The sequence below is a fragment of the Streptomyces sp. NBC_01261 genome, from assembly GCF_036226385.1.
Lineage (GTDB): Bacteria > Actinomycetota > Actinomycetes > Streptomycetales > Streptomycetaceae > Streptomyces.
The window spans coordinates 6,478,561-6,491,476 of sequence record NZ_CP108463.1 but is presented as its reverse complement, the minus strand read 5'-3'; the positions used below and the strand labels follow the sequence as shown (position 1 = coordinate 6,491,476).

General features: G+C 70.0%; 10 protein-coding genes. 4 read left to right on the top strand and 6 right to left on the bottom strand.

Going from position 1 to position 12,916, the window contains the following annotated elements; translation table 11 throughout:
- Positions 1-52: 52 nt before the first annotated feature.
- From OG226_RS28910 to OG226_RS28900, 3 genes are all read right to left on the bottom strand, one after another.
- Positions 53-1,162, bottom strand: a complete 1,110-nt coding sequence (locus tag OG226_RS28910; RefSeq protein WP_329350481.1) for a DUF475 domain-containing protein — start codon at positions 1,160-1,162, stop codon at positions 53-55.
- A gap of 198 nt (positions 1,163-1,360) precedes the next feature.
- Positions 1,361-2,482: a GNAT family N-acetyltransferase gene (locus OG226_RS28905; protein WP_403589033.1), complete on the bottom strand. Its 1,122-nt coding sequence runs from the start codon at positions 2,480-2,482 to the stop codon at positions 1,361-1,363.
- A 309-nt stretch (positions 2,483-2,791) separates the two neighbouring features.
- Complete coding sequence (locus OG226_RS28900; RefSeq protein ID WP_329350480.1) at positions 2,792-3,979, bottom strand: MFS transporter; 1,188 nt, start codon at positions 3,977-3,979, stop codon at positions 2,792-2,794.
- Positions 3,980-4,050: 71 nt separating this feature from the next.
- On the opposite strand from OG226_RS28900, the gene OG226_RS28895 reads away from it, so the two are divergent.
- From OG226_RS28895 to OG226_RS28885, 3 genes are all read left to right on the top strand, one after another.
- Entirely contained in the window at positions 4,051-5,016 is a 966-nt protein-coding gene (locus OG226_RS28895; protein WP_329350479.1) for an ArsR/SmtB family transcription factor, read from the top strand.
- Positions 5,017-5,144: 128 nt separating this feature from the next.
- Positions 5,145-5,648, top strand: a complete 504-nt coding sequence (locus tag OG226_RS28890) for a glutathione peroxidase (protein WP_033287308.1) — start codon at positions 5,145-5,147, stop codon at positions 5,646-5,648.
- Between the two features lie 136 nt (positions 5,649-5,784).
- Positions 5,785-6,657, top strand: a complete 873-nt coding sequence (locus OG226_RS28885; RefSeq protein WP_329350478.1) for a MerR family transcriptional regulator — start codon at positions 5,785-5,787, stop codon at positions 6,655-6,657.
- Between the two features lie 191 nt (positions 6,658-6,848).
- On the opposite strand, the gene OG226_RS28880 is transcribed toward OG226_RS28885, so the two are convergent.
- From OG226_RS28880 to OG226_RS28870, 3 genes are all read right to left on the bottom strand, one after another.
- Positions 6,849-7,058, bottom strand: coding sequence for a DUF397 domain-containing protein (locus OG226_RS28880; RefSeq protein ID WP_327403331.1), 210 nt, complete (start codon positions 7,056-7,058; stop codon positions 6,849-6,851).
- 242 nt (positions 7,059-7,300) lie between these two features.
- Positions 7,301-8,158, bottom strand: coding sequence for a helix-turn-helix domain-containing protein (locus OG226_RS28875; RefSeq protein WP_328682503.1), 858 nt, complete (start codon positions 8,156-8,158; stop codon positions 7,301-7,303).
- A gap of 395 nt (positions 8,159-8,553) precedes the next feature.
- Positions 8,554-9,306, bottom strand: coding sequence for a GOLPH3/VPS74 family protein (locus OG226_RS28870; protein ID WP_328682501.1), 753 nt, complete (start codon positions 9,304-9,306; stop codon positions 8,554-8,556).
- Between the two features lie 314 nt (positions 9,307-9,620).
- On the opposite strand from OG226_RS28870, the gene OG226_RS28865 reads away from it, so the two are divergent.
- Complete coding sequence (locus OG226_RS28865) at positions 9,621-12,794, top strand: D-alanyl-D-alanine carboxypeptidase (protein ID WP_329350477.1); 3,174 nt, start codon at positions 9,621-9,623, stop codon at positions 12,792-12,794.
- The last annotated feature ends 122 nt before the right edge of the window (positions 12,795-12,916 follow it).

Here is a 12,916-nt window from a genome sequence, read left to right as displayed (position 1 = left end):
CCCTCTAGCCCTCTAGCCCTCTAGCCCTCTAGCCCTCTAGCCCTCTAGCCCTCTACGGAACCCTCGCCCTATCCGCAGCCTCCGCCGTCCCCTCCCCCTCCGCCAGCGCCCGGTTGCGCCGTACCGAGGACCAGAACGACCACCCGATCAGGACGACGCCGACCAGGCCGGTGATGACCTCGTTGATCTGGTACTGGATGGTGACCATGAGGATCACGGCCAGGGCGCCGATCGCGTAGTGGGCGCCGTGCTCCAGGTAGACGTAGTCGTCCAGGGTGCCCTGGCGGACCAGGTACACCGTCAGCGAGCGGACGTACATCGCGCCGATGCCGAGGCCGAGGGCCATGAGGACGATGTCGTTGGTGATGGCGAACGCGCCGATCACGCCGTCGAAGGAGAAGGACGCGTCCAGGACTTCGAGGTACAGGAACATGAAGAACGCGGCCTGGCCGGCCAGGACCACCGCCGAGCGGTCGCTCTCGCGCTCCCGTTCCTCCTCCGCCTCCAGCCGGTCCTCGAAGAAGCCCGAGAGGCCGCCGACGATCATGTAGGTGATGAGGCCGGAGATGCCCGAGATCAGGACCGTCTGCGCCTTGTCGGCATGCGCGCCGCCGTGCTGGTGGGCGTGGGCCGCGAAGGTGAACGAGGTGATGAGGAGGACGATCAGGGCGATGCAGACCGACAGCATGTCGACCTTGCCGAGCTTGGCGAGCGGGCGCTCGATCCAGCGCAGCCACTGGATGTCCCGGTCCTCGAAGATGAAGTCGAGGAAGATCATCAGCAGGAACATGCCGCCGAAGGCCGCGATCGCCGGGTGGGCGTCGGTGACCAGCTGTTCGTAGCGGTCCTTGTCGGTCAGGGCCAGGTTGACCGCGTCGTACGGATTGAGCTTCGCCGTGACCGCGACGATCACCACCGGGAACGCCAGCCGCATGCCGAAGACCGCGATGAGGACGCCCACCGTGAGGAAGATCTTCTGCCAGAAGGCGGACATCTTCTTCAGGATCCCGGCGTTGACCACCGCGTTGTCGAACGACAGCGAGATCTCCAGCACGGCCAGGATCGCGATGACCCCGAACGCCGTCCAGCCGCCGTACCAGACTCCCAGGGCCAGGCCGAGCGCGGTGACCGCGAACGACCAGCGGAAGGTCTTCAGAAGCACGGGTTGCCCCTTCCTGTTGTCGCGCGGTCGCCCGCGGGCCGGGCATCAACAGCCCCGACCATCATCGGCGTTGTCTACCACGACCGCCTGTCGTACAGGTGACGGGGGCGGATCTCCCACGACCCGACCGGCCCGGAGCGCGAAAGGGGCCCCGGCCTTCCGGTCCGGGGCCCCTCGCCGATGGATCGTGCCGCATCGTCACTTCTTCGGCGGCACCTTGCCGGTCGTGCGCAGCGTGCCCACCGTTTTGAGGAGGCGGTCCGCCGGCTCGCGCAGGCGCTGGTGGGCCAGGACCGTGTTGCGCAGGCCGCGGACCGGGCGGCGCCACAGGCGGTGGGCCGCGGCGACCGGGTGGGGGCGGGTCGCGAAGCCCTCGCCGACCCGCAGTTCGCGGGTCTTGAGCCAGTCCTTCCACTCCTTGTCGCCGCGCCCCAGGTCCATGAGGCGCACACCGTGCCGGCCCGCCTCCTCGGCCATCCTGAGGTGCATGATCAACCCCGGTGAGTAGTACCGGAGTTCGGGGTCGTACGCCGTGAACCAGGCCGCGAACAGCGTGCGGGACGTCGGGCCGAAGTGGGCCGCCACGGGGCGGTCACCGGCGTAGAGGACCGATAGGACGCCGGTGAAGTGTTCCTCGCGGACGCGGAAGAGGTGGTCCACCAGGTCCACGATCCACGGGCGCGCGAAACGGTCCATGCGGCCGGTCCTGCGGTACTGGGCCGACTTCCAGCGCATCAGGGTGTGCAGCACCTCGGGGTCGCGCTCGTCGTACACGAAGCGCATCTCGCCGAGGTCGCGGCCGAGGCGGCGTTCCTTCTTCAGGGTCGTCTTGGCGATACCCGGGTACGCGCCGCGCAGCCACTCCGGGTAGGGGACCTCGCCATCGCCGTCCTTCAGGTCGATCACCGGGGACGCGAAGGTGCCGGTGACGTGGCGGCCGAACGGCTGCTGTTCCTCGACGAGATGGTCGAACTCGAAGACCGACAGGCCGCAGGCCCGCAGGAGTTGCTGGACGTCCCAGGTGACACCGGGCCGGTGCACCAGGGCCTGGCAGTCGGAGAGGCCCAGGCCGATGGCCCGGCCGACGCCGACGGGGTTGCGCTCGTACGGGAAGAAGCCGACCGGCTCGCCGCCCTCGTGCAGAACCGCCACCTGCGCGCCGCCGCGGTGGCGGCCGACGCCGTCCGCGAACTCCGGTGCCAGGAAAGGGTTCGCGTAGTCCGGCGACTCGTCCATCGCCTTGTGCCAGGCCTGGCGGAGCGTGGTACCGAGCTCCTCCGGTCTGTGGATCGTGATGTCCGCCTTGCCGGCGGATCGCATGGATCGCATGGGCGACCGTCCCCCCACATTTCCCCCACGACGCGTCGTCCGCGTCCTGCCTACGTCTCCCAAGGTACGACGAGACACGAACAGTTCGGCAGGGCTCAAACGTCGCGAAACAGTACGCACGCTGTCAAGGATGCCTGTGGCTACGGAAAAGTACGGATCGCCCTCCCCCGGTACAACCGCCCCGGAACATCGGTGAACCGCAGGTCCAGGCCGACCCCGTCACGCTCCGCGTGCAGGTGGAGACGGGGCGCCCGGCACGGTTCCTGCCCGTTCGGCCGGGCGTCCCAACGCCCCTTCCCCTCAAGCCGTTTGCACCTCCGGGATCTCCCCCCGCACCTGTCGGCCGAGTACCGCCAGCACCAGGGTCACCGCTACCGACGCCACGGCCACCAAGGTCATCGCCGTTGCCGGTGAGGTGAGTTGGGCGACCGTGCCGGCGAGGGTCGCGCCGACGCCCTGCATGGTGAGCATGCCCGCGGAGCGGAGGCCGAGGGCGTGGCCTGCCAGTTCGTCGGGGGTGAGTTCCATCAGGCGTTCCTGGAGGACGAGGCTCGCGCCGTAGCCGACGGAGGCGACGCAGACCGCCAGGGCGGCCCAGGGCATGCCCGGGTGGAGGGCGAAGAACAGGTACGGGGTGGCCAGCAGGAGGCGGAGGGGGATGTCCAGGCGGGTGCGCAGGGTACGCGGGACGAAGCGGCCCAGGGTCAGGTCGCCCACGAACATGCCCAGTGCCGCGCTCGCGAACAGCGCGCCCGCGGACCCGGAGTCGTAGGAGACGTAGAGGGATTCGCAGCCGACGATCAGGCCGTTGGGGACCCACATGCCGAGGTAGGTGAGGCGGCGGGGGCGGGAGGACCACAGGAGGGCGTTCGTGCGCCAGGTCGCGGCCACCGACGGGCGGCCCGCCGCGCGGGGTGGGCGGGCGGTCAGGCCGAGACGGAGGACCAGGGCCGTCGTCGCGTACAGCGCCGCCGCGAGGAGGAGACAGACACGGGGAGAGAGCAGGGCCAGCAATGCTCCGCCCGTCGCGAAGCCCGTCACCTGCATCAGGCCCGAGGCCATGTTGAAGACCGAACGGCCCAGCAGGTAGCCGTTCTTGGGCAGGATCTCGTTCAGCAGGCCGCCGCTCACCCCGCCGCCCAGGGAGGCGATCAGGCCCTGGAGGAACACGACGGCGAAGATCGCGCCGATCGGCAGGCCGGGGAGTGCCAGCAGGACCGTACAGACGGCGAAGGCGGTGTTGATGCCGGTCAGGGTGACCCGTGGGGGCAGGCGGTCGGCGCCCGAGAGGAAGAAGGTCGCGCCCAGCATCTGGGCGAGCTGCGGGCCGAACATGCTCACGGCCGACAGCAAGGGCGAGGCCGTCGCCTTGTAGACGAGGGTGGCGAGCGCCAGGCCGCTGATCGTGAGGGCCGCGTTCTGGGCGGCGAAGGAGAAGAAGAACGGGGTGTATTCGGGGGTGCGGAAGAGCTCGCGGTAGCTGCGCATGCGCGGAGTCTGCGGGGGTGTGGGCGGGGGTCCTATTCTTTCGCGCGGACGCGAAACACGGGGGTGGGCGGATGGGGTTGTGGCAGCTCAACGCGGACACCCTCGCGCGGAGCCGGTTCGTGCTGTCGTCGTTCGCGGAGACCTTCGCCGCGCTGAAACTGCTGCACGCGGGGGTGGGCGCGCACCCCGGTGAGCAGGGGTGGCTGCGGGACCATCTGCCGGGCTACCGGGCGCTGTTGGCGGCCGACCCGGCCACCGGAGCGCTGGTGCGGGCCGCGCTCGGGCGGTCCTGGATCGCCGACTTCTTCTGTCCGACGCAGACGGACCGGGAGTCGTTCGCCGAGACCGTCGCCCGGGTGCGGGAGACCCGGCCCGAGGACGCGCGGGACAACCTCCGCGTCTCGCTCGCCGGGCCGCTCCCCGCCGCCCTGGAACGCGACGATCTGCCCGAGCGGGCGGCCCGCCTCCTGGAGTACGTCTGGGAGGAGACCGTACGGCCGTACTGGGCTCGGCGCCGGCGGGTCCTGGAGGCCGATGTGGTCGCCCGGACCGCGCAGGTGAGCCAGGGCGGCTGGGCGGCCGTGCTGGACACCCTGCAGCCGGGGCGGACGCGGTGGCTCGGGGAGAGCCGGCTGCAGATCAATCTGCACGCGAATCCGCCGCGGGAGGTCTCCGGCGCGGAGCTGCTCCTCATGCCCGTCACGCCGAAGAGCGGGTGGGTGTCGTGGGAGGCGCCGGACCGGTACGCCATCGTCTACCCGTGCGCGGGCGTCCTCGCCGACCACGGCCCGCGCGCGGTGCCCGAGAGCCTGGGGGCGCTGTTGGGTCCCTCGCGGGCGGGCGTGCTGATGCTGCTCGGGTCACCGATGAGCACCAGCCAGCTGACCGCCGTGACCGGGCAGGCGCTGGGCTCGGTGGGGCGGCATCTGCGGGTGCTGCTGGACGCGGGGCTGGTGGAGCGGCGGCGGGCGGGGCGGTCGGTGCTGTATTCGCGTACGGCGGCGGGGGAGGTCGTGGTGAAGGCGGCGGGGCTGTGAGTACCGGGGTGTGCGAGCCCGTGAGCAGAGGGGGGTGGGGGCCCGTGAACAGAGGGATGGGGGCCCGTGAGCACAGAGGCTCATGGGCCCGTGGGGAGAACGACATTTACCGGAGTTAGCATCCGGTTATGACGACTACAGAGAACACGGGTCCCCTCGGTGTCGAGATCGGGTCGCTCACGGGCGGCTCGGCGGACCTCTCGCAGTACGCGGGCAAGGCCGTCCTCGTGGTGAACGTGGCCTCCAAGTGCGGGCTGACCCCCCAGTACACGGGCCTTGAGCGGCTTCAGGAGCGGTACGCGGCGCAGGGCTTCACCGTGCTCGGCGTGCCCTGCAACCAGTTCCTCGGGCAGGAGCCCGGCAGCGCCGAGGAGATCGCCGAGTTCTGCTCGGCGACGTACGGCGTGACCTTCCCGCTGACCGAGAAGGTCGAGGTCAACGGGGACGGCCGGCACGAGCTGTACGACCGCCTCGTGGGCTTCGCGGACGGCGAGGGCCACACCGGTGACATCCGCTGGAACTTCGAGAAGTTCCTGATCGGCCGCGACGGCACGGTGCTCGCCCGCTTCTCCCCGCAGACCGAGCCGGAGTCGGCGGAGGTCGTGGCGGCGGTGGAGACGGCCGTCGCCTAGGACTGTCGTAGGCAGGTGTTGACCTTGCCCCTGGGGCAGGGCCGAGCGTCCTGGTCGCCGGGCGGACAGAAACCGCCCGGTGACGGAGGGCGAGCGAGCCAAAGGGGCGCGCCGACCCGGAAAAGGGGCTGCGAGGGTGGACGACGACCTGCTGACCATCGGCGCGTTCGCGGCCCGGGCACGGCTTTCGGCCAAGGCGCTGCGGCTGTACGACCGGCTCGGGCTGCTGGCCCCGGCTCATGTCGACGAGGTCAGCGGCTACCGCCACTACCGCGCCGACCAGGTCGAGCGGGCCCGACTCGTGGCGCTGCTACGGCAGTTGGACATGCCGCTGGCCCGGATCGCCTCGGTGGTGGAGGCCGACGGGGCAGACGCCGCCGATCTCCTCGCCGCGTACTGGACGGACGTGGAGACCCGGGTCGCCGGGCAGCGCACGCTCGCCGAGTACCTCCGTGCACGCCTTTCGGGGAGGAGCTCCGAGATGTACGGAACGTTCGTGGTCGAGACGGTCGAGGTACCGGAACAGGTGCTGATCACCGAGACCCGGCACACCCTCGTGGACGAGTTGCCGGCCTGGATCGGCGCCTCCCTGGGGCGACTTGAAGTCGCCGCGAAGGAGTGCGGCGGCGTGAGCGCGGCACCGTTCGTCGTCTACCACGCCGAGGTGTCGATGGAGAGCGACGGCCCGGCCGAGGCCTGCGTACCGGTCGCGGACGAGGCGGCGGCGCGGGCGTGGGCCGCACGGCAGGGGCGGGCCCGGCAGACGGCGGTCCGGGTGGAACCGGCCCGGCGGCTGGCCTACGCCCGCATCACCAAGGCGCAGGTGGCGCATCCACAGATCCTGGCCGCGTTCGAGGCGGTGGAGCAGTGGGTCGCCGCGCAGGGGCTGCGGTACGCCGGACCGTGCCGCGAGGTGTACTTCGCGGACTGGGCGGCGGCGGGGCCCGGGGATCCCGTGTGCGATGTGGCGTTCCCGGTGGAGTTCCCGGTGGAGTTCCCGGTGGGATGAGGCACCGGCCGGCGTACGGCGCCGGGCACAAGCCGAGCCCCCTCGGCCAGGACGGCGGGCCAGTCGAGAGGGCTCTTCTTGAAATGCTTGCACTGCTTGCACTGCTTGCACTGCTTGCACTGCTTGCACTGCTTGTCGTGCATGAACTGCACTGTGCTGCTTATGGAGTTGTGAAAGGTGAACCAACCGCATCAGTGAAGGTCGTGCGCCCCCCGCGCGACATCTGCCACGAACGCGTTCCACGAGTCGGCGGGGAAGGCCAGCGTCGGACCCCCGTCGACCTTGGAGTCCCGTACGGCCATGGCCGCGAGAACCGGTGACTTGATCTCGACGCATGCGCCGTTCCCGGTGGAGTACGAGGACTTGGTCCACATGTCCGCGGCGCCCTGACGAATTGCCATTTTTGCTCCGGTTATTGCCAGTTGATGAGTGCTGTCACCGCGCGGCACGTCCGGCCACGAACCCTCCGGACGCACAACACGGTTTGCGCCAAAGCCTGTTACTCGATGGCGTGATCGACGCTACTCGCCAACATCGGCGCGCGAAGCGGCCATTCACTCGACCGGGTGGCATATACCCCTGGTGTCTTCCATCCCGCCCGGCGGAAGGTGTACCCTGCGGCACCTTCCGCCAACGGGGCCTCTCAGCGCGCGTATTCCTTCGCCATGTCCGCGATGAACTGACGGGACTGCTCCACGTTCAGGGCCTGCGCCCTCAAGTGCTCGTACATCACGCTGTACTTCTGGACGTCGTTCGCCTTCTCCAGGTACAGGTCGCTGGTGACGCCCTCGATGTAGACGACGCTGGAGTCCGCCGCGTCGGGGAACTCCAGGATCGCGTACTGCCCGTTGAGCCCCGGATGGGCGCCCATGTCGAACGGGATCACCTGCACGGTCACGTGCGGCAGCTGGGACTGCTCGACGAGATGCTCCAACTGGTCCCGCATCAAAGACCGGTTGCCGACCACGCGGCGCACCGCGGACTCGTCCATCACGGTCCACAGCCGCAGCGGGTTCTCCGGCGCGGAGATCCGCTCCTGCCGCCGCATCCGCACCTGGACCCGCTTCTCGACATCGGCCAGGGCGGTCTCGGGCAGCGCCCCGGTGATGAGCGCCTCGGCGTACTGCCGGGTCTGCAACAGACCGGGGACGACCTGGGGGTCGTAGACGCGCAGGCTCGCCGCGTCCGTCTCCAGGCCGATGTAGACGCTGTACGGGATGTCGCCGAAGGAGTGCCACCAGCCTTGCTGGCGAGAGTCCTTGGCCATCTGCATGAGTGAGTCGACGATGCGGACGTCCTCGACCTCGTAGACCCCGCACAGGTCGCGGACGTCGCGCTGGCTGATGCTGCGCCGCCCGTTCTCCAGCCGACTGATCTTCGACTGCGACACCAGCAACCGCTCGGCGACCTCTTCGGCCGTCATGCCCTTGAGCTCTCGGAGTCGACGCAACTCCTGGCCCAACCGGCGTCTCCTGACGGTGGGATTGACACTTGACGCCACGGGAACGTGCACCTCCGGCTGCATGCCTCTACTTGCCACTGCTTACTGCTGTGCTTACCGCTGCTTGCTGCTCACTGCTTGCCACGCGCTTGCCACTTTGCGTATCTGCTGTTGAGCAGACTGCCACCAAGGTGGTTTCTACCGCTGGGAAACGGTGGATATGCGGCGGGTACGAGCCAGGTTCGGGTTGCCCGAGGCGTCCGCGAAGGCGGCCGTAGATGCGGCCGAGCGGGGTGGAGAGACGTTACGTCTACTCCACCCCGCTCGGACCAGCGGCTCCCGAACCGGGTCTTGGGGACTGCGGTGCGGCGTGTACTGCGGTCGTGCGGTGGTACCGGTCGTGCGGTTCCGATCGTGCCGCTCCGCGGCGCCGGCGTGTGCCGTGGGACTGCGGCTCAGTGAGCCACGGCGCGCGCCATGGTGCCTCGGTGCGGCTGCATCGGAACACCACGAGCCGGTTCCGGTGGCCTTGATCCGGGCGCGGCCTGACGGCCGGCCGGGGCCTGGCTACGGCGTGGCTGTGCCGCCACTCCGTTCTGGACGTCCATCACGGCGTGCGCCACGAGTCCGCCCATGGGGTCGTGCCTGATCAGGTCCCGCAGCCGGGAGCGGGACGAGCGTCCCTCGTTACCCGGATACAGGTGTTTGCCGAGACCGACCGCGTGCGCCAGTGCGGCGAGCGCGGCTGTCCGCGGGTCCGGTGGCACACCGGTGCGGATCGCGGAATCGAGTCGGCCCTTGATCTCACGGCTGATCTCGTTGTCCGTCGCCTGATAGCGAGTCGTCGGCAGCACCCCGCACATCTGTCCCGCCACGGCATGCACCATGCCGCACCGCTCCAGATGCGAGAGGTAGGTCTGGCGAAGTCCCAGTCGGGGCCCGCCAATCCAGTTCACTGCACGTACCGGAGCGCCACGCCTTCGCAGCAACTCCAACGCGCAGTCCAAAGTCGGATCTCCGGTCGGCCGTGGTACCACCACGGCGATACGATCCCCGTCTGGGGCTATCCGTCCGGCCAGCGCCAGCTCCACTAGCTGTGCTCCGGCCAGACCGAGGTCGAGCGACTGCGGCTGTGCAGTGGTACCCGTGGCCGGGTCCAATGCCAGCAGCAGAAGCTCTTCCGGAAGAGTTCTGCGGCTCCTGCCCATCCATGCCTCCCCGCGTGGATGAATGACAGGGTGACCCCTCTCACATTGGTCTGTCGAGGGTGCGTGACCGCTTCGTGATGGAACCGGCAGGTATGTCGTTCTCGTCTACCGCAGGGGTTAAGCCCGCACACAGGACACTGGTACATGGTTCGGACAACGGTGTTGATGCGTCGTCCGGACTGCGGGTAAGAGGTTTTCCAGCTGACATCCAGCTGGCTTCCAGCTGATTTTGTGGCTGTTTTTGTAGCTAACTCGGTTATCTCGGTCGGTTCGGTTGACGCACGCGGCGCGTGCGGCGCATGGAGGAGGCATCGGTGGCGGGCGAGTCCCCCGACAGGTCGAAGAAGCGCGAGTCGTCGGCAGAACCGACGCCGGGGAGCGCGAGTCCGGTTCCTGAGGCACGGGGTGAGCGCGATCCCCGGTTGGCGGTGGCCCGAGAGGACGCGACATCGTCGTCGTCCGCGGCTCGGCGCGGGGGCGTGGACACGGCGACGAAGATCTTCTCGATCCGGGAGTTGCGGTCGGAGGAGACCGAGGGGGCGGAGCCCCCCTCCGATTCCGAGGACGCCGATACGCAGAACCCTTCCGCCAAGGACGGGTCCGGCGGGCCGGCGGGCGATGCGCGCTTGGCGGCGGCTGTGGCGGCCTGGGTGTCGTCGGGCTCGACCGGGGAGAGGCCGACCGGTGCCGAAGACCCCGAGGGCCCCGAGGACGCGGTCGAGAAGCCGGCCGGGAGCGGCGAGGCGGCTCACGGGGCTGAGGGTTCGGTGGACGTCGCTACGGCCGAGGGCGCGGAGACGCCCGCTGGAGGCCCGGAGACCGGGGATGCCGAGGACACGGGGGAAGTTTCCGTGGCCGACGCCTCCGAGGGCGCCGAGAGCGCCCAGGAAGCCGACGCGGGCGAGCGGGCCGAGCGGGCGGCTGCGGTGACTGGTGACCCCGAGGACGCGAAGCCCGCCGGGGGTGACAAGGCGCGCGGTTCGGCTGACGCCGGGAAGCGCGAGTCCGACGCCGACGGTGACGTGACCGAGGGCGAGCGGGCCGCTGACGCTGCCGCCGAGAGCAACGCCGACGCCGACTCGGAGGACGACTCCGGGGCGGACAAGGTGCCCGCGGCAGCGACGACGGGCAAGGCCGGTGCGGATGTCGACGCCCGCCCGGAAGCCACGGGCACCGCCGCGGGCGAGACCGCTGATGCCGGGTCCGCTGAAGCCGAGGCCGACACGGCCCCGGAGCCCGCCGAGGGCAAGACGTTCCCCCAAGCAACCGGCGCGAAGCCTGACGGCCGCCCGAAGCCCGCCGAAGGCGACACACCCTCCGACACGACCAGACCGAAGGCTGACGCCCGCCCGAACTCGACCGAAGGCAAGACGTCCACCGGCACGACCGATCCGAAGACCGACGGCCGCCCGAAGTCAGCCGAAGGCGAGACGTTCTCCGACACGACCGGTCCGAAGGCCGACAGCCGCCCGGAGTCCGCCGAAGGCGAGACGCCCACCGGCACGACCGGTCCGAAGACCGACAACCGCCCGGAGTCCGCCGGAGGCAAGACACCCACCGACACCGCGCCGAAGGCCGACAGCCGCCCGGAGTCCGCCGAAGGCGAGACGCCCACCGGCACGACCGGTCCGAAGACCGACAACCGCCCGGAGTCCGCCGAAGGCGAAGGCGAACCCGCCACCGGTGCAGTAGCCGCCGAAGGCAAAACGAACGCGGACCCCCGCACCACCGGCACCGGCACTGGCACTGGCACTGGCACTGGCACCGAAAACGCCGCCACTGCCGCCGCCACCGCCGCCGCCCCGGCCGACGCTGCTCCCTCCGACGCACGACCGCGAGCCGCCGACGGCGAGAAGGCCCCCGCAGGGCCACCCGCACCCGACAACGAGACCCGCACGGGCGGTGCGGGTGGGAACACGAAGGCGGCCGAGGGCGGAGCCGAGGCCGTCGATCACCCCACCACCGTCTTCAAGGCCCTACGCCCGCCCAAGGACGCGGTGGACCAGCCGACCACCATGCTCAAGGCCCCCACCGCCCCGAAGCCCCCCAAGACCCCCGAGACCCCGGCCGAACGCACCAGTAGGTTCGTCGCCCTCAAGCCCCTCGACGAGCCCCGCAAGGAAACGCCCCGCAGGGAAACGCCCCCGAAGGACGCCACCCGCCCCGTCCCCCAGCTCGGCCCCGAGCACACCACCCAACAACCCCTCCCCCCGAAGCCCCCGCTGGACCTCCTCGCCGAACTGACCAACACCCCGCCACCCCCGGAAACCCCGGTCCGCACAGCGATCCGCAGGGTCAAGATCTGGACCCCCCTGGTCATCCTCCTGGCGATCGTGTTTGCAGTAGTACAGGCTGTACGCCCGCTGCCGACCCCCTCCCTCACCCTCACCGCCGACGACGCGTACACCTTCGACGGCAGCAAGGTGAACCTCCCGTGGCCCAGCGAGGGCCAGGGCTGGATGGACGTCAACGGCATCGGCACGATGGGCGACTTCGGCAAGCAGACCCCGGTCGCGATCGGGTCCGTGGCCAAGGCGATGACCGCGTACATCGTCCTCAAGGACCACCCGCTGAAGGCGGGCACGGAGGGCGAGAAGATCACCGTCGACGCGACCGCCGAGAAGGAGGGCGGCTACGACAAGGACGGCGAGTCCACGCTCAACACCGTGAAGGCCGGCGACATCCTCACGGAGAAGCAGGCGCTCTCGGCGATCATGATCCCGTCGGCGAACAACATCGCGCGCCTGCTCGCCCGTTGGGACGCGGGCTCCGAGGCGGCGTTCATCAAGAAGATGAACGACACCGCGAAGTCGCTGGGGATGACGAACACGACGTACACCGACGCGTCCGGTCTCAAGGAGACGACCGTCTCCTCCGCCGAGGACCAGGTGAAGCTGGGCAACCAACTGGTCAAGATCCAGGCGCTGATGGACATCACCAAGCTGCCGAGCTGGGTCGACCCGTCGGGTCACAAGTGGACCAACTACAACCGCCTGGTGCCGTACAACAACTCGCTCGGCATCAAGACCGGCACCACCACCGCGGCCGGCGGCAACCTGCTGTTCGCCGCCACCAAGGAGGTCGGCGGTGAGACGGCCGTCGTCGTCGGCGCGATCCTCGGCCAGCACACCGCGCCGATCATCGACACCGTCAACGCGGTCAGCAAGACGGCGATGCTCGCGGCGCAGGACGCGATGACCTCGGCGAAGATCCTGAAGAAGGGGACCGTGGTCGGGTACGTCGACGACCAACTCGGCGGTCACACCCCGGTCGTCGTCACCAAGGACGTCGCGGCGGTCGGCTGGGCGGGCCTGAAGGTGAAGCTGTCCTTCGCCCCCGACGCCGTACCGCACACCGCGAAGGCCGGCACCAAGGTGGGCACGCTCACCGTGGGCGACGGTTCGAGCGGTGCCGTCAAGGTGCCGGTCGCTCTCCAGAAGGACCTCGCGGAACCGGCCTTGACGTCCAAGCTGACCCGCCTCGGCTGACCCACGAGGCGCTGCACGTCACCGCGTCCCGTCGGCGGGCCCCCACCCGGGAGCCCGTCGGCGGGGTGCGTGCTAGCGTCGCGAATCGGGGCACGTCGCCGGTCGAGCGGGACGCGGCGTCG